Origin of the sequence: Litorisediminicola beolgyonensis (genome assembly GCF_042679605.1) — a bacterium.
Taxonomy (GTDB): Bacteria; Pseudomonadota; Alphaproteobacteria; order Rhodobacterales; family Rhodobacteraceae; genus Litorisediminicola; species Litorisediminicola beolgyonensis.
Map to the genome: position 1 here is coordinate 1 of NZ_JBHTMU010000053.1, position 21,407 is coordinate 21,407.

The 21,407-nt window shown below is 67.9% G+C and carries 26 protein-coding genes and 1 pseudogene; 18 read left to right on the forward strand and 9 right to left on the reverse strand.

What is annotated here, in order from left to right; translation table 11 throughout:
- From ACFQ4E_RS18805 to ACFQ4E_RS18825, 5 genes and pseudogenes are all read left to right on the forward strand, one after another.
- A pseudogene (locus tag ACFQ4E_RS18805) lies at positions 1-120 on the forward strand (S-(hydroxymethyl)glutathione dehydrogenase); the annotation flags it as partial.
- 79 nt (positions 121-199) lie between these two features.
- Positions 200-991: a potassium channel family protein gene (locus ACFQ4E_RS18810; RefSeq protein ID WP_386806074.1), complete on the forward strand. Its 792-nt coding sequence runs from the start codon at positions 200-202 to the stop codon at positions 989-991.
- Positions 988-1,479, forward strand: a complete 492-nt coding sequence (locus ACFQ4E_RS18815) for a GNAT family N-acetyltransferase (protein ID WP_386806075.1) — start codon at positions 988-990, stop codon at positions 1,477-1,479. The genes ACFQ4E_RS18810 and ACFQ4E_RS18815 overlap by 4 nt, the downstream gene beginning before the upstream one ends.
- A 9-nt stretch (positions 1,480-1,488) precedes the next feature.
- Positions 1,489-1,887 carry a hypothetical protein gene (locus ACFQ4E_RS18820; RefSeq protein WP_386806076.1) on the forward strand — a complete coding sequence of 133 codons (399 nt, stop codon included), beginning with the start codon at positions 1,489-1,491 and terminating at the stop codon, positions 1,885-1,887.
- A complete protein-coding gene (locus ACFQ4E_RS18825; RefSeq protein WP_386806077.1) occupies positions 1,877-2,596 on the forward strand; it encodes an NYN domain-containing protein in 720 nt (239 codons plus the stop codon). Before ACFQ4E_RS18820 ends, ACFQ4E_RS18825 begins: the two co-directional genes overlap by 11 nt.
- Positions 2,597-2,599: 3 nt before the next feature.
- Here ACFQ4E_RS18825 and ACFQ4E_RS18830 read toward each other — a convergent pair whose 3' ends face one another.
- Positions 2,600-3,229, reverse strand: a complete 630-nt coding sequence (locus ACFQ4E_RS18830) for a TetR/AcrR family transcriptional regulator (RefSeq protein ID WP_386806078.1) — start codon at positions 3,227-3,229, stop codon at positions 2,600-2,602.
- 73 nt (positions 3,230-3,302) lie between these two features.
- Positions 3,303-3,452 (reverse strand): hypothetical protein, encoded by a 150-nt coding sequence (locus ACFQ4E_RS18835; RefSeq protein WP_386806079.1) that lies wholly within the window; start codon positions 3,450-3,452, stop codon positions 3,303-3,305.
- A gap of 154 nt (positions 3,453-3,606) precedes the next feature.
- On the opposite strand from ACFQ4E_RS18835, the gene mbfA reads away from it, so the two are divergent.
- From mbfA to ACFQ4E_RS18870, 7 genes are all read left to right on the forward strand, one after another.
- Positions 3,607-4,581 carry an iron exporter MbfA gene (mbfA, locus tag ACFQ4E_RS18840; protein ID WP_386806080.1) on the forward strand — a complete coding sequence of 325 codons (975 nt, stop codon included), beginning with the start codon at positions 3,607-3,609 and terminating at the stop codon, positions 4,579-4,581.
- 106 nt (positions 4,582-4,687) lie between these two features.
- Positions 4,688-5,386, forward strand: coding sequence for a nitroreductase family protein (locus tag ACFQ4E_RS18845; protein ID WP_386806081.1), 699 nt, complete (start codon positions 4,688-4,690; stop codon positions 5,384-5,386).
- Positions 5,387-5,431: 45 nt separating this feature from the next.
- Positions 5,432-6,358: an AEC family transporter gene (locus tag ACFQ4E_RS18850; protein WP_386806082.1), complete on the forward strand. Its 927-nt coding sequence runs from the start codon at positions 5,432-5,434 to the stop codon at positions 6,356-6,358.
- Between the two features lie 77 nt (positions 6,359-6,435).
- Entirely contained in the window at positions 6,436-7,269 is an 834-nt protein-coding gene (gene fghA / locus ACFQ4E_RS18855) for an S-formylglutathione hydrolase (RefSeq protein WP_386806083.1), read from the forward strand.
- On the forward strand, positions 7,266-7,718 hold the full coding sequence (locus ACFQ4E_RS18860; protein WP_386806084.1) for a YaiI/YqxD family protein: 453 nt from the start codon (positions 7,266-7,268) through the stop codon (positions 7,716-7,718). The genes fghA and ACFQ4E_RS18860 overlap by 4 nt, the downstream gene beginning before the upstream one ends.
- Entirely contained in the window at positions 7,715-8,341 is a 627-nt protein-coding gene (locus ACFQ4E_RS18865) for an HAD family hydrolase (protein ID WP_386806085.1), read from the forward strand. Before ACFQ4E_RS18860 ends, ACFQ4E_RS18865 begins: the two co-directional genes overlap by 4 nt.
- The gene (locus tag ACFQ4E_RS18870; RefSeq protein WP_386806086.1) at positions 8,338-9,267 is read left to right on the forward strand and encodes an alpha/beta fold hydrolase; all 930 of its coding nucleotides are present in this window, start codon (positions 8,338-8,340) and stop codon (positions 9,265-9,267) included. The genes ACFQ4E_RS18865 and ACFQ4E_RS18870 overlap by 4 nt, the downstream gene beginning before the upstream one ends.
- On the opposite strand, the gene ACFQ4E_RS18875 is transcribed toward ACFQ4E_RS18870, so the two are convergent.
- Both ACFQ4E_RS18875 and ACFQ4E_RS18880 read right to left on the reverse strand, forming a co-directional pair.
- On the reverse strand, positions 9,254-10,513 hold the full coding sequence (locus ACFQ4E_RS18875) for an MFS transporter (RefSeq protein WP_386806087.1): 1,260 nt from the start codon (positions 10,511-10,513) through the stop codon (positions 9,254-9,256). The two genes, ACFQ4E_RS18870 and ACFQ4E_RS18875, sit on opposite strands and share 14 nt — an antisense overlap.
- Positions 10,514-10,591: 78 nt before the next feature.
- Entirely contained in the window at positions 10,592-11,014 is a 423-nt protein-coding gene (locus tag ACFQ4E_RS18880; protein WP_386806088.1) for a tellurite resistance TerB family protein, read from the reverse strand.
- Between the two features lie 121 nt (positions 11,015-11,135).
- On the opposite strand from ACFQ4E_RS18880, the gene ACFQ4E_RS18885 reads away from it, so the two are divergent.
- On the forward strand, positions 11,136-12,704 hold the full coding sequence (locus ACFQ4E_RS18885; protein WP_386806089.1) for a lysine--tRNA ligase: 1,569 nt from the start codon (positions 11,136-11,138) through the stop codon (positions 12,702-12,704).
- A 9-nt stretch (positions 12,705-12,713) separates the two neighbouring features.
- Here the strand turns inward: ACFQ4E_RS18885 and ACFQ4E_RS18890 are convergent, their stop codons facing one another.
- Positions 12,714-12,881, reverse strand: a complete 168-nt coding sequence (locus tag ACFQ4E_RS18890) for a hypothetical protein (protein ID WP_386806090.1) — start codon at positions 12,879-12,881, stop codon at positions 12,714-12,716.
- Between the two features lie 169 nt (positions 12,882-13,050).
- Between ACFQ4E_RS18890 and ACFQ4E_RS18895 the strand changes: the two genes are divergently transcribed.
- Positions 13,051-13,467 (forward strand): DUF4864 domain-containing protein, encoded by a 417-nt coding sequence (locus tag ACFQ4E_RS18895; protein WP_386806091.1) that lies wholly within the window; start codon positions 13,051-13,053, stop codon positions 13,465-13,467.
- Positions 13,468-13,595: 128 nt separating this feature from the next.
- Positions 13,596-15,878 (forward strand): glycosyl hydrolase family 28-related protein, encoded by a 2,283-nt coding sequence (locus ACFQ4E_RS18900; RefSeq protein WP_386806092.1) that lies wholly within the window; start codon positions 13,596-13,598, stop codon positions 15,876-15,878.
- 6 nt (positions 15,879-15,884) lie between these two features.
- On the opposite strand, the gene ACFQ4E_RS18905 is transcribed toward ACFQ4E_RS18900, so the two are convergent.
- Complete coding sequence (locus ACFQ4E_RS18905; protein WP_386806093.1) at positions 15,885-16,367, reverse strand: pyridoxamine 5'-phosphate oxidase family protein; 483 nt, start codon at positions 16,365-16,367, stop codon at positions 15,885-15,887.
- A gap of 254 nt (positions 16,368-16,621) precedes the next feature.
- Complete coding sequence (locus tag ACFQ4E_RS18910) at positions 16,622-17,293, reverse strand: hypothetical protein (RefSeq protein WP_386806094.1); 672 nt, start codon at positions 17,291-17,293, stop codon at positions 16,622-16,624.
- A gap of 133 nt (positions 17,294-17,426) precedes the next feature.
- On the opposite strand from ACFQ4E_RS18910, the gene parA reads away from it, so the two are divergent.
- Genes parA through zapE form a run of 3 tightly spaced genes read left to right on the forward strand, consistent with a single transcriptional unit; the run spans position 17,427 to position 19,991 of the window.
- On the forward strand, positions 17,427-18,065 hold the full coding sequence (parA, locus tag ACFQ4E_RS18915; RefSeq protein WP_386806095.1) for a ParA family partition ATPase: 639 nt from the start codon (positions 17,427-17,429) through the stop codon (positions 18,063-18,065).
- 26 nt (positions 18,066-18,091) lie between these two features.
- The gene (locus ACFQ4E_RS18920) at positions 18,092-18,940 is read left to right on the forward strand and encodes a DUF6206 family protein (protein ID WP_386806096.1); all 849 of its coding nucleotides are present in this window, start codon (positions 18,092-18,094) and stop codon (positions 18,938-18,940) included.
- A complete protein-coding gene (zapE, locus tag ACFQ4E_RS18925; protein WP_386806097.1) occupies positions 18,933-19,991 on the forward strand; it encodes a cell division protein ZapE in 1,059 nt (352 codons plus the stop codon). Before ACFQ4E_RS18920 ends, zapE begins: the two co-directional genes overlap by 8 nt.
- Here the strand turns inward: zapE and ACFQ4E_RS18930 are convergent.
- Positions 19,988-20,485, reverse strand: a complete 498-nt coding sequence (locus ACFQ4E_RS18930) for a cupin (protein ID WP_386806098.1) — start codon at positions 20,483-20,485, stop codon at positions 19,988-19,990. The two genes, zapE and ACFQ4E_RS18930, sit on opposite strands and share 4 nt — an antisense overlap.
- 529 nt (positions 20,486-21,014) lie before the next feature.
- A partial coding sequence (locus ACFQ4E_RS18935) for a glutamate ligase domain-containing protein (RefSeq protein ID WP_386806099.1) occupies positions 21,015-21,407 on the reverse strand: 393 nt, incomplete at its 5' end.

A 21,407-nucleotide genomic window follows, 5' to 3' on the forward strand; every position in this document is an offset into this window, starting at 1 on the left:
ATGCAGGGCAAGATCGAGATCGACCCGATGATCACCCACACCCTGAGCCTCGACGAGATCAACCACGGCTTCGACCTGATGCACGAAGGTAAGTCCATCCGCGCCGTCGTCGAGTTCTGAGGCAGAGGCGGCGCCCACGGGCGCTGCCTTCCGACATCCAGCGAACCGGCCGGGGGTGGCCCCGGCCGGTTTTGCGTCTATGACAGGGGAACGGATCGGAGAGACGGGCGTGCGCGAGCGGATCAAGGAGCTTTACGAGGGCGACAGCGAGGCCGCGCACCGGTTCCGCTACGCGCTTCTGGGCTTCGACCTCGTGACCATCGCCTTCGTCATCGCCACCTCCTTCGTCGCCACGACCCCGGCGATCATCGTGGCCGACGTGATCTTCGGCCTCGGCATCCTCGCGGAGTTCCTGGCGCGGCTCTGGATCGCGGAGCGGCGCTGGCGCTTTATCTTCAGCCTCGGCACGCTGATCGACGCGGCCTCGATCGTGGCCTTCCTTGCGCCGCTGACCGGGCAGGGCCTGGGCTTCGTGCGGGTGCTGCGCACGCTGCGGCTCCTGCGCAGCTACCAGCTTCTGGAGCGGATCGGGCGGGACATCCCGGCACTCCGGGCGCGGCATGACGAGATCCTCGCGACGCTCAACCTCGCGGTCTTCATCTTCGTGATGACGGGGCTGGTCTACGCGACGCAGTTCCGGATCAACGACCAGATCAACAATTACGCCGACGCGCTCTATTTCACCGTGACGGCGCTGACGACGACCGGGTTCGGGGACATCACGCTTGAGGGCACGGTCGGGCGGCTGATCTCGGTCGTGGTGATGTTCTTCGGCGTCACGCTGTTTTTGCGGCTGGCGCAGGTGCTCTTCCGGCCGCGCAAGGTGCGCGAGACCTGCAAGCGCTGCGGGCTGAGCCTGCACGACCCCGACGCGGTGCATTGCAAGCATTGCGGCAAGGTCATCCATATCGAAACCGAGGGCGAGACATGATCATCCGGCCCGCGACCCCCGCCGATGACGACGCGATCTGGCGGGTGCTGCGCCCCGCGATCGAGAGCGGTGCGGTCTTCACCGCGCCGCCCCAGGGCGGACGCGAGGGGGCCTTTGCCTATTGGCGGCCCGCACATGCGGAAAATTTCGTGGCCGAGATCGACGGCCGCGTGGTCGGCACCTCCTATCTGAGGCCGAACAACCCGCCGGGCGGGCACGCGGATCACATCTGCAACGCGGGCTACTGCACCGCGCCCGAGGCCGCGGGGCGCGGGGTGGCGCGGGAGCTTCTGACCCATTCGCTCGAGACGGCGCGGGCGCGGGGCTTCACCGCGATGCAGTACAATTTCGTCGTCGCCACCAACGCCCGCGCCATCGCCACCTGGGAGCGCGCGGGCTTCGCGGTGGTGGGCCGTCTGCCCGGCGCGTTCCGGCATCCCGAGGCGGGTCCGGTCGATGCGCTCGTCATGTGGAAATCGCTGGTCTAGTCTGGCGACATGCTCCGGTTTCTCCTGCCCTGTCTTTGCCTTGCGAGCGCGGCTCTGGCGCTGAGCCTGCCGCTCTGGCGGCTGACGATGGGCGGTGCGGATTTCGGCTTCGGGACCGATCAGGTCGCGGAGTGGAGCCTCACCGGGCTTGGCGATGTCATCATCATGCTCGACGAGGAGGGGCGGGACTGGCTGGCGCGGCAGACCGCGGCGCATGTCGGCGAGGTCGCGGCGCTGGAGCTTTGCGGACGCGAGGTGCTGGCGCCCGTGATCCATGCTCCGATTGACAGCGGCATCCTGGTGCTTCAGGGCCGGGGCGAGCCATTCACCGAGGCGGTGGGGGCGCTGCTCGAGGGCCGTGCGACCTGTGCCGATCTCGATCCCGAGGAGATCCGACTTGCCCGATGAAACCAAGCTGCTGGCCGTCCTGATCGACGCCGACAACACCTCGCCGAAATACGCCAAGGCGCTCTTCAACGAGATCGCCAGCCTCGGCGAGGCGAGCGTCCGGCGCTGCTACGGCGACTTCTCGTCCCAGCAGATGGCCGGATGGTCGAAGGTCACGGCGGAGTTCGGCCTGGTGCCGACCCACCAGCCGGCCAACACCGTGGGCAAGAACGCCAGCGACATCGCGCTGGTGATCGACGCGATGGACCTGATGCATTCGGGCCGGTTCGACGGGTTCGTGCTGGTCTCCTCGGACAGCGACTTCACCCGGCTGGCCTCGCGGCTGCGCGAGCAGGGGCTCGATGTCTACGGGATGGGCATGCAGAAGACGCCGGACGCGTTCCGCAAGGCCTGCAAGCGCTTCATCTTCCTTGAAAACATCGACGGCGCGCCGACCGGGACGGGGACCGGGCGCGGCAAGAGCCCCACGGCGCCGAGCGGCAATCTGGAAGAGGCGCGGAACCTGATCTTCAAGGCGATGGATTCCATCGAGCAGGAGGACGAGTGGTACACGCTCGGCCAGCTCGGGCAGTTCCTGACCTCGGCCAACCCGGATTTCGACACCCGCAGCTACGGGAAGCGCAAGCTGTCGGACCTCGTGTCGGATCTGAAGGTGTTCGAGACCAAGCGGTCGACCGGGAACCAGCTTCTGGTGCGGCGGATCGACTGAGGGTCAGGCGTCGTTTTCGGTGCCGTAGCGGGCCAGGAAGGTGCGCACGGCCTCGTCGACGACGCGGCTGCGCTCTTCTTCGCTGACCTCCTTGCGCAGGCCGAACAGCATCTCGGGCCAGTAATGCGCCTTGCAGAGCTCGCCGAACTGGTCGGCGGCTAGGGTCAGGTCGTCGATGGCAAGCTCGCCGCGGTCGATGGCCTCGCGGAAATATTGCGACATCGCGCAGCGCATCACCATCGGGCCCATGCAGTAGAACTGCTCGGCCAGCTCGGGGAAGCGCTCGGCCTCGCCGACGCAGACGCGGAAGGTCTGGAGATTGAGCTGGGAGAAGATGATCGACAGGAAGGCCTGACCGGCGCGGGTCAGGACCTCGCGCGGCGGCAGCGCGCGGTCGATGCTGGCGATGGCGGCATTGGCCTGCTCTTCGCAGGAGCTGCGGCCGACCTCCATGAAGAGAAGGCGCTTGTCGGGGAAGTAGTTGTAGAGCGTCGCCTTGGAGACCCCGGCGGCCCGGGCGATATCGTCGACGCTGGCGCCTTCGAAGCCGTCGCGGAGGAAGATCTCGCGCGCGCCTTCGATGACCTGGTCGAACTTGCGCCCCCTGCGGACCTGCTGGCCGTCTTCTGGCATGTCGCCTCCTAATCCGGGAGACAAACTATAGACCGGCCAGTTCAGTTCCGGCAATGGGGCGCAAGTTCGGGGCTTACTGGCCGGTCTGGATCAGATCGCGGGTGACGACTGGCTCGGGGGTTTCGGGGAACCACAGATCGGCCGGCACCGGATTGGCCATCTGGGCGAAGGCGGGAGCGGAGAGAGAGAGGATCAGAGCGGTGAGAGCGATGAGGCGGGACATGGGCTTCTCCTGTCAGTGTTATTGATTCCAAACTAAACGGTTCAGTTTGCTTTCGCAAGTCAAAATGAACTGATCGGTTCAAAATTGTGGTTGTGTTCGAGTGTTGCAGCTCCGGCAACTGTCCTTACCTTAGCGGCAGCAAAAGGAGGCGGCTGTGAAGTTCGTCACACAACGAAAGCAATTCCGAGATTTGTCCGAGCAGGAGATTCTCGGCTTGGCAATCTCGTCCGAAGAGGACGATGCCCGCATCTACCGGATGTATGCCGAGCGGCTGCGCGCGGATTTTCCCGATACCGCCAAGGTGTTCGACGGCATGGCGGCCGAGGAGGACACCCATCGCAAGGGCTTGATCGACCTGCACCGGCAGCGCTTCGGCGAGGTGATTCCGCTGATCCGGCGCGAGCATGTGGCCGGGTTCTACGGGCGGCGCCCGGTCTGGCTGGTCGAGAACCTCGGGCTCGAGCGAATCCGCGAGGAGGCGGCGCTGATGGAGCGCGATGCCGAGCGCTTCTATCTCGAGGCGGCCAAGCGCAGCACCGATGCCGCGACCCGCAAGCTCCTGGGCGATCTCGCCGCGGCCGAGTCGGGCCATCGCGACACCGCCGATCACCTCGAAGAGGAACATCTGGGAACCGCCGAGCGCGCCTCGGAGGCCGATACCGAGCGGCGGCAGTTTGTGCTGACCTGGGTGCAGCCGGGGCTTGCGGGGCTGATGGACGGCTCGGTCTCGACGCTGGCGCCGATCTTCGCCACCGCCTTCGCGACGCAGGACACCTGGACCACGTTCCTCGTCGGTCTCGCGGCGAGCGTCGGCGCGGGCATCTCGATGGGCTTCACCGAGGCCGCGTCCGATGACGGGCAGCTCTCGGGACGCGGCTCGCCCGTCAAGCGCGGCATCGCCTCGGGGGTGATGACCACGGTGGGCGGGCTCGGGCACGCGCTGCCCTATCTCATCCCGCATTTCTGGACTGCGACGATCACCGCGATGGTGGTGGTGTTCCTCGAGCTCTGGGCCATCGCCTGGATCCAGAACCGCTTCATGGAGACGCCGTTCCTGCGCGCGGCCTTCCAGGTGGTGCTGGGCGGCGCGCTGGTCTTTGCCGCAGGCGCGCTGATCGGCGCGGGGTAGGGGCGCTTCTGCCCGGGCGGTGGCGCGGGGCGGCGGGCGTCTTGTTGCGTATTTGGAAAAAGAAGAAGCCAGGGGCGGGGTGCTTTTGACCCGAAGGGAGGGCGGGATGGCGAGTGAGGGATATGTGGCGCTGCCGCTTCCGGACCGGGTGCAGGTGCCGCCCGAGGTGGCGGTGGCGCAGGCCGAGGCGTTCCGCCTGTCGATGGCGCGGCGGCATTCGGTGCGCGCCTTCGCCCCCGATCCGGTGCCCGAGGCGGTGATCCGCGCGGCGGTGGCGACGGCGGCGGGCGCGCCCTCGGGCGCGAACCGGCAGCCCTGGCATTTCGCCTGCATCGGCGATCCGGGTCTCAAGCGGGCGATCCGCGAGGGGGTCGAGGAAGAGGAGCGGGCGTTCTACGGCGGCGGCGCGGGCGATCCGTGGCTGGCGGCGCTGGAACCCCTGGGCACAGGCGTGGAGAAGCCGCATCTGACCACGGCCCCCTGGCTGATCGTGGTTTTCGCCGAGCGCTGGGGCGAGGGGCCGGGCGGGGAGCGCTGGAAGAATTACTACGTGCCCGAGAGCGTGGGCATCGCCTGCGGCTTCCTGATCGCGGCGATCCACCAGGCGGGGCTGGTGACGCTGCCGCACACGCCGAACCCGATGCGGTTCCTGAACGACCTTTTGGGCCGGCCTGAGCGCGAGAAGCCGGTGATGATCTGCCCGGTGGGCTACCCCGCCGCTGACGCCACCGTGCCCGCGGCCGCAAAGCGCAAGAAGCCGTTCGAGGCGATCTGTTCTCTCCATCCTGCCCCGGGGCCGGAGTGACGGGACCGGATTGACGGTGCGGCCCGGGGCGCTAAGAGCAGGGACATGTGGGACATCTTCCTCAAGACGCTGCCGTTCTTCGGCCTGATCGGGCTCGGCTACGGCGCCGGACGCACCCGGTTCTTCACCGAGGAGGCGACCGCCTACCTGACGAAGTTCGTCTTCTACTTCGCGCTCTCGGCGATGCTGTTTCGGTTCTCGGCCAACCTCTCCTTCGCCGAGATCTTCGACCCGAGGCTTGCGGGCGGCTATCTCTGGGGCACCGCGGCGGTCTACGGGATCGCCATGGCGGTGGGGTTCTGGCGGCGGCAATCGGTCGAGGTGGCCGCGATCGAGGCGCAATGCGCGTCGATCGGCAATACCGGGTTCCTGGGTGTGCCGATGCTGGCGCTGCTTCTAGGCCAGGCGGCGGTCGGGCCGATCATCCTCGTGCTCGCGGTGGACCTGATCGTCTTCTCCTCGCTCCTGGTGATCCTGGTGACCGGCTCGCGCGACGGGCGGATGTCGCTCGGGGTCCTGCGCACGGTCGGGGTGGGGCTGTTGAAGAACCCGATGATCGTGTCGATCGTTCTGGGGCTCGCGGTCTCGGCGGCGGCGGTGCCGATCCCGGGCGTGGCCAACGAGTTCCTGACCATTCTCGGCAATGCCGCGACGCCCGGCGCGCTCTTCGCCATCGGCGCCTCGCTCGCGTCGAAAAGCGCCGAGCGGCTCAGCATCGCGGTGTGGCTGTCGTGCTGCAAGCTGGCGCTGCACCCGGCGCTGGTCGCGGTCGGGGTGTTCTGGCTCTTCCCGGCGGAGCCCTTCGCCGCCTCGGTCGCGGTCTCGGCCGCGGCGCTGCCGGTGGCGGGGAACGTCTTTATCCTCGCCCAGCATTACGGCATCGCGCCGCAGCGGGTCTCGGCGGCGATCCTGGTGTCGACCGCGGCGTCGATCCTGACCGTGTCGGCGGTGATCGCGCTGGTCTCCGGCTGACGCGACCTTTGGCCGGGGTTGCCGGACGGCATGGGCTGCGATAGCCATTCGAGCAAGAAAATTACCGGAGAAGTGCCATGAAGACCGTTTCCGAGAACCGTTCGTTCGGCGGCACCCAGGGGGTCTATACCCATGCCTCGGACGCCTGCGGCTGCGACATGACCTTTGGACTGTTCCTGCCCGAAGAGGCCGAGGACGGCCCGGTGCCGCTTCTGTGGTACCTCTCGGGGCTGACCTGCACCCATGAGAACGCGATGACCAAGGCGGGCGCGCAGTCCTGGTGCGCCGAGCACGGGATTGCCATCGTCTTTCCCGACACCTCGCCGCGCGGCGAGGACGTGGCCGATGACGAGGCCTATGATCTGGGCAAGGGCGCGGGCTTCTACGTCAACGCGACGCAGGACCCCTGGGCCAAGCATTTCAAGATGTGGGACTACATCACCGACGAGCTGCCGCGGGTTCTCGGCGACACCTTCGCCGTCGACATGGGCCGGCAGTCGATCACCGGGCATTCGATGGGCGGGCATGGCGCGCTGACCATCGCGATGCACCATCCCGACCGGTTCCGGTCGGTCTCGGCCTTCGCGCCCATCGCCAACCCGACCGAGAGCGACTGGGGCAAAAAGCAGTTCAAGGCCTATCTGGGCGAGGCCGACACCGAGGCGTGGAAGGCGCATGACAGCGCGCTCCTGATGGCCGAGCGCGGCTTCTCGGGGCCGGTGCTGATCGACCAAGGCGACAGCGACAATTTCCTCGATCTCCTGAAGCCCGAGGCCTTGGCCGAGGCGATGGCGGCCAAGCGGCAGGACGGCATCTTCCGGATGCAGAAGGGCTACGATCACAGCTATTTCTTCATCTCGACCTTCATGGAGGATCACGTGACCTTCCATGCCGAGGCGCTCTATTCGTGACGCTCTATGTCGACGCCGACGCCTGCCCCGTGAAGGAGGAGGCCGAGCGCGTCGCGACGCGGCACAAGGTGGAGATGAAGCTCGTCTCGAACGGGGGCTTGCGCCCGTCGCGCAACCCGCTGGTCGAGACGGTGGTGGTGCCCGACGGGCCGGACGTCGCCGATATGTGGATCGCCGAGCGCGCGGGCCGGGGCGACGTGGTCGTGACCGGCGACGTGCCCCTGGCCGCGAAATGCGTGAAGGCGGGGGCGCGGGTGCTGCGCCATGACGGCGAGGCGTTCTCGGAGGCCTCCATCGGCCAGCAGCTTGCCATGCGCGACCTGATGTCGGACCTGCGCGCGGCGGACCCGTTCCGGCAGGGCGGCGGCAAACCGTTCTCCAAGGCGGACCGGTCGCGGTTCCTCGATGCGCTCGAGCGCGAGATGCGGGCGGCGGCGCGGCTGGCATGAGCGTGGGCGCGGTCGTCTTCGATATCGGCAACGTGCTGATCGAATGGCAGCCCGAGCGCTATTACGACAGGGCGATCGGCGAGGAACGGCGGCGCGCGATGTTCGCCGAGGTCGATCTGCACGCCATGAACGACGCGGTCGACCGGGGCGGCGATTTCGCGGGCGAGGTCGCGGCCTGCGCCGCGCGCTATCCGCACTGGGCCGAGGAAATCCAGCTCTGGCACGACGATTGGGGGCGGATCGCGGGGCCCGCGATCCCGGGCTCGGTGACGACGCTCGAGGCGTTGCGGCGCGCCGGCGTGCCGGTGCTGGCGCTGTCGAACTTCGGGCTCGCGCCCTTCGAGATCGGGCGCAGAGCTTGGCCGTTTCTCGACAGCTTCGACAAACGCTATCTCTCGGGCGCGCTCGGCATGGCCAAGCCCGATGCCGAGATCTACGCCGCGCTCGAGGCGACCTGCGGGCATGCGCCGGAGGCCCTGCTCTTCGTCGACGACCGGCAGGAGAATATCGACGCGGCCTCGGCGCGTGGCTGGCAGACGCATCTCTTTACCGGACCCGAAGACTGGGGCGCGCGTCTCGTGGCCGAGGGGCTTCTGCCCCCGCATTGGCAGGCGGCGCCGTGATCTGGGCGCTTGCGGTTCTCGCCGGGCTCGCGCTCTGGCCGGTGATCCGCGAGGCGCGCAGGACCCCGGTCGACGACGTGGTGCGCGCCAGCGCGCCGGGCGAGTTCGCCGATCTGAGCCTCGGGCGCGTGCATTACCGCTGGCTCGGGCGTCCGCGCGGGCCGGTGGCGATCTGCGTCCATGGGCTCACGACGCCGTCCTTCGTCTGGGAGGGGCTGGTGCCGCATCTGGAGCGGATGGGGTTCCGGGTCCTGCTCTACGATCTTTACGGGCGCGGCTATTCCAGCCGACCCGAGGGCGCTCAGACGCCCGAGATGTTCACGCGGCAGCTCTCGGAGCTTCTGGCGGCGCTGGGGCTCGACGAGGATCTGACGCTGATCGGCTATTCGATGGGGGGCGTGATCGCCTCGCGCTTCACGGCGGCCTATCCGGGGCGGGTGCGGCAGCTCATGCTGGTGGCGCCCGCGGATATGGGGATTGAGGTCAGCCGCGCGACACGGATCGCGCGGGACGTGCCGGTTCTTGGCGACTGGCTCTTTCACATGGCCTTCCCGCGCCAGTTCCGCGCGTCCCTGGCAAGGCAGCAGGCGCTCGAGGTGTCGGTCGAGGATCTGGGCGACCGGCAGGCGGGCGAGCTGATGAAGCGCGGCTACCTGCGGGCGGTGCTGTCGAGCCTGCGCCACAGCCTGCGCCGTCCGCTCGAGCAGGCGCATCGGCAGATCGCGCAGGCGGGCGTTCCGGTACTCGCGGTCTGGGGCGATGCGGACGAGACGGTGCCCCTCGCGGGGCTCGGGCTTCTGGCGCAGTGGAACCGGAACGCGCATCAGGAGGTGATCCCCGAGGCCACGCATCTTCTGCCCGCGACCCATACCGAGGCGCTGGCGGGCCATATCTCGGCCCTGACCGAAAGCCTCAGGCGGGGGTGAGGCGCGCGCCCGCGCTTTGCGGGGCCTCGCGGATCGGCAGATGCAGGATCGCCGAGAGCGCGCCGACGCCGAGGCCGATCCACCAGACCAGCGTGTAATCGCCCTGCAGATCGTAGAGCCGCCCGCCGAGCCAGACGCCGACGAAGCTGCCGAGCTGGTGCGAGAAGAAGACGATGCCGTAGAGCGTGCCCATGTAGCGCAGCCCGTAGATATGGCCGACGAGCCCGGCGGTGAGCGGCACCGTGGCCAGCCAGAGCGAGCCCATCGCGAGGCTGAAGAGGATCACCGACAGGGGCGTGATCGGCAGCGCGATGAAAAGCGCTCCGGCGATGGTGCGCGCGGTGTAGATGCCCGCGAGCAGGTATTTCCGGGGCCAGCGATGGCCCGCCCAGCCCGCCAGAAGCGTGCCCGCGATATTCGCCGCGCCGATGAGCGAGATCGCCACCGCGCCGAGCGCCGAGGTGGTCGAGATGCCCAGCCCCGCAAGCACGCCGCCCGCGAGGATCGGCGCGCACATCTCGGTGACGAGCGCGGGGAAATGCGCGGTGATGAAGCCCAGCTGGTAGCCGCAGGAGAAGAACCCCAGGAAGATCAGACCGAAGGTCGGATCGCGGAACGCGCGGCCGAGGATCTGACCGAGCGTTTCCTCGGTCCCGGTGCTCTGTGTCGTGGGGGCGCGCAGGAAGGGCAGGGCGAAGAGCGTGGCGAGGATCGCGGCGGCGAAGATCACGAAGACCTGCTGCCAGGGCATGATCGCCAGGAGCGCCTCGGCCACCGGCGCGCCGAAGACCTGACCGGCCGACCCGGCGGCGGTGGCGATGGCCAGCGCCATCGAGCGGTGCTCGTCCGAGCTGGCGCGGCCGATCACCGCGAGGATGACGCCGAAGCCGGTCCCGGCGATGCCGAAGCCCACGAGCACCTCGTAGAGCTGATGCGCGACCGGCGTGGTCGCGAAGCTCGACAGGATCAGGCCCACCGCGTAGAGCACCGCGCCCAGGACGATGGCGATGCGGTCGCCGATGCGCTCGGCGATGGCGCCGAAGATCGGCTGGCCGATGCCCCAGGCGAGGTTCTGGATCGCGATGGCGAGCGAGAACTCGGTCCGGAGCCAGCCGAACTCTTCGGCGATGGGGATCTGGAAGACGCCGAAGCTCGCGCGGATGGCGAAGGCCACGAGAATGATGGCCGATCCGGCGATCAGGACGGGCGTGATGAGCGGCGCGGGCGACGGCGAGGCGTGTGACATGCCGCTGTTATGACCCCCGCGCGCGGGCCGCGACAAGAGCGTCCGTGGGGAGCCCGGATTTGCGCCAGTGGCGCGGTCTCAGGCCCTGAGGTGACGGGCGCGGGCGCCGCGTTCGATGGCGGCGGCGTGCAGCCGGTCGATATTCAGCTCGTAGCGCATCTCTTCGAGAAGCCGCAGCTCGGTCTCGGCAAGCGCGCCATCGGCGGCGGCGACGTCGCAGGCGAGCGCATAGGCGGTCTCGTTCAGGCGCTCGGGCAGGTTCTCGCGGACGAGGCCGAAGAGCGCATCGAGCCCGTCTTCCTGGTCGAAGAGCTCGAAGACGAGCTGCGACACGGTGCGGATGCGGTCGCCGTCATAGGCCTCGAAGACGGGCAGGGTGGAGACCGCCGTCTGGATCTTCAGAAGCTCCGAGGTGCGGATGGTCTCGTCCGAGGCGGAGATGGCGACCATGACGGCCACCAGACAGTCCTGCGGGCTCATGGCATGGGTGGTTTCGTTCATCTCGGCAGTCTCTCGCTTGGGGCCTCTTCCCCGACAAATATTGACCCTCGGACGGCCCCGCAATAGGGAGCGGTCGTTCGTGTCGGGCGTTCTGCCCGACCGTTTCACCAAGGAGAGACAGATGTCCGAGTTTCGCGATGCCGCGATGCAGTCCAAGGCCTGGCCGTTCGAGGAAGCGCGCAAGCTTCTCAAACGGGCGGACGCCGCGGGCAAGGACGAGGTGCTCTTCGAGACGGGCTACGGGCCGTCCGGCCTGCCGCATATCGGCACCTTCGGCGAGGTCGCGCGGACGACGATGATCCGGCGCGCCTTCGAGGCGATCTCGGACATTCCGACCCGGCTGATCTGTTTCTCGGACGATCTCGACGGCATGCGCAAGGTGCCCGAGAACGTGCCGAACCCCGATCTCCTGCAGGAACATCTGCAGAAGCCCCTGACCAGCGTGCCCGATCCGTTCGAGACGCATGAGAGCTTCGGCCACCACAACAACGCCATGCTGCGCCGGTTCCTCGACACCTTCGGGTTCGAATACGAGTTCATCTCGGCCACCGAGTTCTACCGCTCGGGGCAGTTCGATGACGTCCTGCGCCGCGCCTGCGAGCGTTACGACGACATCATGGCGGTGATGCTGAAGAGCCTCCGCGAGGAGCGCCAGCAGACCTATTCGATCTTCCTGCCGATCCACCCCGAGACCGGCCGCGTCCTCTACGTGCCGATCAAGCATGTCGACGCCAAGGAGGCGACGATCACCTTCGACGATACCGACGGGCGCGAGTTCACGCTGCCGGTGACCGGCGGAAACGTGAAATTCCAGTGGAAACCGGATTTCGGCGCGCGCTGGGCGGCGCTTGGCGTCGATTTCGAGATGTATGGCAAGGACCACTCGACCAACACGCCGATCTACGACCGGATCTGCGAGATCCTCGGCGGCACCAAGCCCGAGCATTTCACCTACGAGCTGTTCCTCGACGCCAATGGTGAGAAGATCTCGAAGTCCAAGGGCAACGGCCTGTCGATCGACGAGTGGCTGACCTATGCCTCGACCGAGAGCCTGTCCTATTACATGTTCCTCAAGCCCAAGACCGCCAAGCGGCTGAGCTGGGACGTGATCCCCAAGGCGGTGGACGAGTATCACCAGCAGCTCCGCGCCTACCCGACGCAGGACGCCAAGGCGCAGGCCGCGAACCCGGTCTGGCACATCCATTCCGGCAACGTGCCCGAAAGCCGGATGGTGGTGCCCTTCGCGATGCTTCTGAACCTGGTGTCGGTCTCGGGTGCCGAGGACAAGGAGACGCTCTGGGGCTTCATCCGCCGCTACGCGCCCGACGCCTCGCCCGAGCACAATCCCGATCTCGACCAGGCGGCGGGTTTCGCGATCCGCTACTACGACGATTTCGTGAAGCCCGGGAAAGTCTTCCGCGCGCCCGACGAGAAAGAGGCTGCCGCGATGCGCGACCTGGCCGACCGGCTGCGCGCGCATGAGGGCGAGACCGATGACGAGACGCTGCAGAGCCTCGTCTTCGCGGTCGGCAAGGATCACGGCTTCGAGCCGCTGCGCGACTGGTTCAAGGCGCTCTACGAGGTGCTTCTGGGCGCAAGCCAGGGGCCGCGTTTCGGTGGGTTCATCGCGCTTTACGGCGTCGACGAGACCGTGGCGCTGATCGAGAAGGGGCTCGCGGGCGAGCTCTGAGCCCGCGGCCTATTTCCGGCGCGCGTGGATCAGTCCTCCGACGTAGCCGCCCACGGCTGCGGCGAGCAGGATGGTCCACCAGCTGGTGCCGAGCTCCATGCCGAGAAGCGCCATGACGGCGATCCCGATGGCGGCGCCGACGACGGACAGCAGCGCGATGCGCACCGGTTTTGACATGGGGTGGTCTCCTCTCGGGCTCTCTCTGCCCGCATAGGTTGCGGCGTTTGGGCCAGGCTGTCAAAGCCGCCGGTCCGGGCGGCTGAAACTTTCCGGGCGTGGGCTGCGTAGATTTGCGCAGATCGCGGGGCGCGCTAGCTTGTCCCGACGGACCGGAGGAGACCTGCCCATGCGCCTGCCCCTGCTCGCTGTCATCACCCTGCTCGCCCTCGCGCTGCCCCTGCGCGCGCAGGAGGTCCTGGCCCCCGACAAGGGGATCGAGGGCGTCATCTCGAACCAGATGGCGGCCTTTGCCGAGAGCGATCTCAGCACCGCGTTCTCCTTTGCCGCCCCGGGCATCCAGGGCATGTTCGGCACGCCCGACCGTTTCGGCGTCATGGTCCAGCAGGGCTACCCGATGGTCTGGAACCCCGGCGAGGTGCGTTTCGGCCGCCTGCGCGAGATCGACGGCCTGCTCTGGCAGGAGGTCTTCGTGCGCGATCAAGACGGCACGCTGCACGGGCTCGACTACAACATGGTCGATCTGGGCGGTGCCTGGCGCATCCGCGGCGTGCGCTTCCTCAAGCCCGAGGGCGTCGCGGCCTGACTGTCGAGAGGGCTGAGCGCGGGCACCGCGCGGTGCCCTAGCCCGATCGTAATTCCCGACCGCTATTGCTGATCCGAACCGGTGGCGCGCCTTTCTCTCGCGCGCCCCGCTGAAGGAAAGGGATAGCGATGAACAAGGCGATTACCGACGGTCTGGTGCTGATGCCCACCCCGTTTGCGGCGGGCCTCGGGCAATGGTCGCGCGGCGACGGCGTGCCGGGATCGGACACCTATCACAACATCGCCACCGCGGCCTTCGTGCCCGCGGACCAGGATTTCGGCGGCGCGCTGGAGATCCTCAAGACCGAGGCCACCCAGAAGCTGCGCTACAAGGGCGAGACGCCGCTGCTGCCCGGCTGCTACCTCCGCGTGACCGCGCGGGTGAAGGCCATCGCGGGCAGCCTGCCGTCGGTGCGGGTCGCGGGCTGGGCGGGCAAGGCCGGCGGCGGGCATGTCGGCGGTCTGACCGAGACCGGCCCGTCGGTGCAACTGACGAGCTACGGCGAGGTCGTCGAGATCTCGGCGATCATCGGCGCGGGCAATCGCGGCGGCGTGGACATGGTCTGGGGCACCGAGGCGATCTACGGCCATTTCGGCATCGACCTGACCGGGCCCACGGGCGGCGTCGTACGGGTCGACGATATCGAGATCGAGGATGTCACGGGCGTGTTCCTCCGCGACATCGTCAACGTGGTCGACGTGCGCGATTTCGGCGCGGTGGGCAATGGCTCGGCCGATGACAGCGCCGCCTTCGAGGCCGCCGACGCGGCGGCGAACGGGCGTACGGTGCTGGTGTCGAAGGGCACCTACCGGCTGGCCAACTCGGTGACGATGGACAGCCGCGTCGAGTTCGAGGGCACCGTCACCATGCCCCGCGGCGCGATCCTGTCCTTGCGCAAGAATTTCGGCCTGCCCGCCTATATCGACGCCTTCGGCGACGAGGAGGAGGCGCTCGCCAAGGCGATCCAGTCGCTTCTGAACAACGCCGATCACGAGAGCCTCGACATGGGCGGGCGACGGGTGACGCTGCGCGCGCCGATGGATGTGCAGGCGATGGTGCCGAACCGGTCGAGCTATGCGCAGCGCCGGGTGATCCGCAACGGCCAGATCCGGGCCGAGACGAATGTCGACTGGTCCCCGAGGGTCGTCACCAGCCGCGCGACCTACAGCGCCAGCAAGAACTTCAAGCTGACCAATGTCGTCAATGTCGCCAACGTGCCCGTCGGCGCGCTGGTCGAGGGCGCGGGCGTCGGGCGCGAGATCTATGTCCGCTCGGTCGACATCCCCAATGCCGAGATCGAGCTCAGCCAGCCCATCGGCGATGCCGAGGGCACCCAGGTCTTCACCTTCACGCGGTTCAAGTTCCTCCTGGATTTCTCGGGCTTCAACCGGCTCGACGTGTTCCAGTTGAACGACCTGGAGTTCCAGTGCGGCGAACAGGCCTCGGGCATTCTCCTGGCACCGGTGGGCATCGGGATGCAGGTGCGCGACTGCGTCTTCAACCGCCCCGGCCACCGCGCCATCGCAAGCCATGGCAGCGGGTGCCAGGGCATGGTCGTGCAGGGCTGCCAGTTCATCAGCCACGAGGGCGGGACGCTGTCGCAAAACCGCGTCTCGGTGGCGATCACCGCGAACGGGCAGGACATCAAGATCCAGGACAACCGCGCCTCGCAGTTCCGGCATTTCCTGGTGTTCTCGGGTGCGCAGGGGCTGATCTCGGGCAACCATTTCTACCAGGGCGACCCGGCCTCGGCCGGGATCCGCACCGCCGGGATCGTGCTGGCGCTCAAGGCCTGCAACACCACCATCGCCGACAACTATATCGACAACGCCTTCATCGAATGGACCAACGAGCGCGAAGCGCAGGCGGAGTTCACAGACGGCTTCGGCTTTGCCGGCCTGTCGGTGACCGGCAACATCTTCCTCTGCAGCCATGTCGCGCGCTGGTTCAGCTTCCTCGTGGTGAAGCCCTACGGCACCGGGCATTTCGTCAACGGCCTGAATGTCTCGGGCAACACGTTCCGGGCTGTCTCGGGCAATATCGCGCGGGTGGAGCGGGTCGATGACAGTTTCGCGCCGCTGGACCTGACGAAGATGAAGAAGATCGACTTCTCGAACAACACCTACCACGCGATCGACAATGGCAGCTCGAACCCGCTGACGGTCAGCCATTCGCAGAACACCCATGCCGAGACCTGGGTGATCGGGACCGAGAGCCGTCTGCCCTTCGACGGGCACGCGCGAGAGGTCGATACGCTGGTGCATCGCGGGCGGCTCCGGAACGAGGCCAATGTCTCGGAATGGTACATGCCCTATACGCTCACCAACCAGGGCGGCGCGAAGAACCAGGTGCACGTAATCTATCCGCGGAAGGTGCGGGGCGATCTGAACATTCAGGTGCGGATGGACTGAGCGCGCCTAGCCGGTGAGATCGGCGGCGGTCAGGGTGAAGGCCTTGCCGAAGCCGCCGTTCAGGAACGCGTCGCGCGGCTGGAAGGTCAGGATCGAGAAATCCCCGAAGCCGATATAGAGCTTCGCCTTGGGCTGGCGGGCGACGTAATGGGCGGCGAGCTCGGCATGGCCGGGCTCGCCGTGCCGGTGGAATTGCGCGCGCGCGTTGAGCGACAGGCGCGGATGGGTGAGCGGATCGCCGCTCGGCCCGGGCTCGCCGATGAGCAGCGCGCACTCGGGCGCGGATGTGAGCGCGGCGGTGTGCTGGGAGAGATCCGAGACCAGCGCCATCGGCAGGCCGCCGGGGCCCGGCACCACGCCGATCCGGCTGATCGCGGGCAATCCGGTTGCGGGGTCGGTCACGGCGAGCGCGGCAAAGCGCGCCTCGGCAATGAGGCGACGGGCGATGGCAAGCGCCTCGGGATCGGCGGGGCGGACGGGATCGGTCATGGGCGCGAAAGTAGCGCGGTCTCAGAACTTGGCCCAGACCCCGGCCTTCAGCCCCATGCCGCGATCGCCCACAATACCGTAGGTGGCGCCGAACTCGGCGCTGATCCGGTCGGTCAGCGGGCGGACATAGGAGGGCGCGATCCTGAGGAAGGCCTCGTCGCGGCGGTGCTTGCCGCGAGGCGACGGGCGATGGCAAGCGCCTCGGGATCGGCGGGGCGGACGGGATCGGTCATGGGCGCGAAAGTAGCGCGGTCTCAGAACTTGGCCCAGACCCCGGCCTTCAGCCCCATGCCGCGATCGCCCACAATACCGTAGGTGGCGCCGAACTCGGCGCTGATCCGGTCGGTCAGCGGGCGGACATAGGAGGGCGCGATCCTGAGGAAGGCCTCGTCGCGGCGGTGCTTGCCGCTTTGCAGCTGCACCAGCAGCTTGCGGTCTTCGGCGAGGTTCAGCCCGAAGGTCACGTCGAGCTTGGTGTCGAGCGCCGCGCCGCCCAGGGGCACCTCGGCCAGCGCGTCGGCGGCGAGCCAGCCGCGCGACCAGCCCATCCCGAGGCTGACCCCGGGGCGCAGGACCCAGAGACCGTCGATCTTGCCGAAGCCCAGCTCGGCGGCGAGCTTGGGCCCTTGCTCGCGCGGGAAGATCGGGTGGCGGAGGAAGATCACCGTCTTGTCGCGCCCCGAGACCGAACGGCCGATATCGCCGCCCAGCGTCCAGCGTTCGGTCAGCCCGTATTCGAGATAGGCCATGTCGTAGCGCGAGACCGGCGCGGTCGAGACCCGGTGCTCGAGCCGTTTCGGCCAGATGAGCTGCACCGCGGCGCTGGCGAACCAGTGGCCTTTCTCCTGCGGCCACGCGCCTGCGCGCGCCGGGGCGGGCACGGTCAGGAGAAGGCAGAATAGGACAGCAGCGCGGATCACACCCATGGACAGGCAGACCTCCTGCCCGATGCTTGCGCTATCGTGGTTAAGGTCCGGTTAAGTTCTTGGTTTGCCCTGTGGTCAAGGGCTTGCCGCACGTGCAAACTGCAGCGAATCGTCGTGGTCAGGAGGGCCGGTCATGGGCGTCATCATCACCGTCGCACAGCAGAAGGGCGGATCGGGCAAGACAACGCTCGCGGCCAACCTCGCCGTCGGCTTTTTGCGCCGTGGCTGCCGGGTGGCGCTGGTGGACACCGACCCGCAGGGCAGCCTCGGGCGCTGGTTCATGACGCGGCTCGAAACCGACGAGACGCTCTGCGCCGATCTCGATTTCGCGACCTCCTCGGCCTGGGGGATCACCTACGAGACCCGCAAGCTCTCGGAGCGCTGCGACGTGGTGATCATCGACACCCCGCCCAAGGCCGACAGCGACCTGCGGCCCGCGCTCCGCGTCGCCGACCTGGTGGTGGTGCCGGTCTCGATGAGCCAGGTCGATCTCTGGGCGACCGAGGGCGTTCTGGATCTGGCCAAGCGCGAGGAGCGCGACACGATCGTGGTTCTGAACCGCTCGCGGCCCAACACGCGGCTCGCGGGCGAGGTCTCGGCCTCGGCCGAAAAGCTCGACGCGGCGCTCGCGGAGACGCAATTCGCCAACCGCGTGGTCTATGCCGAGACGCTGGGGCAGGGCTACGGCGCGGCGGAGGGCAAGAAGACCCCGGCGCGGGACGAGGTCGACAGCCTCGCGGCAGAGGTGGCGAAGCGGCTGGGGCTCGGGTAGGAACGGGCTATCTGTCCGGAGTGCCCATGTCTCATACCGATCTCGACGCGCTGGCCGCGCTGATCCGCGCCGATGCCGATACCCGTGGACAGCCGATCTCGAAGCTCGGGTATTTCTGCGCGCCGTTCCGGCCGCCCGAGGGGCCGTTCTCGGACCGGGTGATCAAGGTCTATCGCGGCCTGCCCGATGGCGACGCGCTCGACCGGCTGGCACGCTGCCATGACGATTACGGCGCCGCACTCCGCGAGGCCGGTGTGCCGCTGCCCGAGACCGTGTTTCACCTGCTCGAGATCGACGGCACCCGGGTCCCGGTCATCGTGCAGGAGGCGCTGCCGGTCGAGAGCCTCATGCGGCCCCTGATGCAGACCGGCAGCCGCGACGAGACGCTCGCGATGATGCAGGCGGCGGGCGAGGTGATCGCGACCTTCTGGAACGCCGCCGACCGGTTCGACACGCGGATCGGGTTTCACCCCTCGATCCGCAACTTCGCCATCGTCGACGGCCGGTCGGTGTTCTTCGACACCTTTCCGCCGCTGATCCATTACTCGCGCGACGAGATGGGGCGGCTGCTGCTTCTCTTCTCGGAAAGCCCGATCATGCGCTGGGTCGGGCCGCTGATGCGGACCCGTGTGACCGGCATCCAGGATGAATGGTACTCCGCGCCCGAGACGCTGGTGGGGCTCGTCGGCTCGGCCTGCAGGCTCCGGCCCGAACATGCCGAGGCCTATCTCGACTGGGCCCGTGCCTTCGTCAAAAGCGACATGCCGCGCTGGCAGGACGAGGCGCTCGCGGGCCTGCAGGCACCGCCGAAACTGCCGGGCTACTGGACCGGCTTCCGCAAGCTCCTGGGGCTGCAGGGCGAGCCCAATGTCTGAGCGGCTGAGCGATCTCTACGCGGCCCGTGTCGCCGAAGGACAGATCGAGGCCGACGCCGCGCAGGAGGACGCGCTGCCCGAGTTCGACCGCATCCTCGAAGCGCTGGAGCAGCCGCGCAAGGGCGGGCTCTTCCGCAAGGCGCCGCCGCCACCCAGGGGGCTCTATCTCTGGGGCGGGGTCGGGCGCGGCAAGTCGATGCTCATGGACCTCTTCGTCGAGCTCTGCGAGGCGCGCGCCCGGCGGGTGCATTTCCACGCCTTCATGCAGGAGGTGCAGGAGGGCGTTCACGCCGAGCGCAAGAAGGGCACCGAGGACCCGATCAAGCCGGTGGCCAAGGGTATCTCCGACAGCGTGCGGGTCCTGGCCTTCGACGAGATGCAGATCACCGACATCGCCGATGCGATGATCGTGGGGCGGCTCTTCGAGAAGCTCTTCGACGCGGGCTGCGTGGTGGTGACGACCTCGAACCGGGTGCCGGACGATCTCTACAAGGACGGGCTGAACCGCCAGCTCTTCCTGCCCTTCATCGCGCTCCTGAAGGAGCGGATGGTGGTGCACGAGCTGGCCTCCGAGCGGGATTACCGGCAGGACCGGCTGGCGGGCGCCGAGAGCTATTTCTCGCCCGCCAATGCCGAGGCGCGGAGCGAGATCGAGGCGGTCTGGGACCGGCTCTCGGGCGGCCGAGAGGAGACGCTGACCCTGACGGTGCAGGGCCGCAGCCTCGAACTTGCGCGGTTCTCGAACGGGGTGGCGCGGGCCAGCTTCTACGAGCTTTGCGGCAAGGCGCTCGGACCCGCGGATTACCTCAAACTCGCCGAGACGGTGCGGGTGCTGATCCTCGAGAACGTGCCGCAGCTCGGGCGGTCGAACTTCAACGAGGCGAAGCGCTTCGTGACGCTGATCGATGCGCTTTACGAGGCGAAGACCCGGCTGATCGTCTCGGCCGCGGCGGAGCCGGAATATCTTTATGTCGAGGGCTCGGGCGCGTTCGAGTTCGAGCGCACGGCGAGCCGGTTGCGCGAGATGCAGTCCGAGGGCTGGGGCGCCTAGCGCCAGCGGGCGAGAAGGGCTTCGTCTTCGCCCAAGGGGTCGGTCTCGGGCAGCGGCACCGCACGGATGGTGTCGCGGATGTCGTCCCCGCCGTCATCGCCGCGCAGGGTCGTCACATCGGCCTGGCCCGGCGGATAGGCGCCCACCACCTGGAAATCCTCGCTCGACACCTGCCGCTTTTTGCCGGTCCCGGCGGGGAGAAGCAGGAGATCCCCGGCCCGGACCAGCACCGTCTCGCCCTCCGGTCCGCCCAGATGCAGCGTCGCGTGGCCGGAGACGACGCCGAGCGCCTCATGCGCGTCGGGGTGGAAATGGTGGTAGTCGAAGACCGTCCAGACCCAGGTGCCGCTCCAGCGATTGGCATGGAAGCGCGCCTGGATGTCGCCCGACGAGGCATACTCGAACGCATCCGCGACCACCAGGGCCGGAAGCTCGGGATGGTTCGGGATGCCGCCCGAGGGGGCGAAGCGGTGCTCGGTGATCTTCATCGTCATGTCCTGAGGGTCTCTTCGGGAACGACCATCCGGCGCGCGCGGTTCCGCGCGGCGATGCAAGGCGTTGATCGGGAATAAGAAAAGGGGTCCCGAAGGACCCCTCAAGCTGCTCGATCCGGGTTTCGCCCGCGGTTGTGATCGCCCGGCCGCTCCCGGGCTGTGCCGCGTTGACCCGCGGCGGGTAGAGGTCGGGGGACCGGCGTGACGGGCAAAAATAGCCCCAAGCCGAAGGAAGACTCACTCATCGGTCGCGCTGCGCTGCTGCTCGCATCGCGACCTGCTGCTGCGATGAGCGCAAGTCCGGAAGTCGTGTCCCCCCGCGCTGCCAGCCCCTGTCCCCTTGGGCCTTTGCACCGCGTTTAATTGACGATAGTGCAACAATTCGCGATCCGTCAACATATAGTGTGACGTTCTACCCATTGTTGTCGCATTTTTCTGTGGAAACTTATTTCGTGCTGATTCTAGCGCCGCGAATCGCACCTCTCCTGTGTAGCTGGGGGGTGATTCGGGGTCAATTCGGGAGAGCGCGTCAGCCGTTCTCGCGCAGCACCGTTCCGGCGAGATAGAGCGAGCCGCAGATAAGGATCCGGGCGCTCGGGGCGGTCTTGACCAGGCGTTGAAGCGCGGTGGCGACATCGGGCGCGGTCTCGGCCTGAAACCCGACGCTCGCGGCGATGCGTGCGGTGTCGTCGGCGGGCAGGGTGTTGGTCTCGCCCGGGATCGACACGGCGATCAGCCGGCCGGCCTGCGACGCGAGCGGGCGGAGATAGCCGGTCACGTCCTTGGTGTTCATCATCCCGCAAATCAGGTGCGTCTCGCGCGGGGTGGCGGCGAGATGCGCGGCCAGCGCCTCGCCCGCGGCGGGGTTGTGGCCGCCGTCGAGCCAGAGCTGCGCCTCCGGCGCGGCCTCGGCCAAGGGACC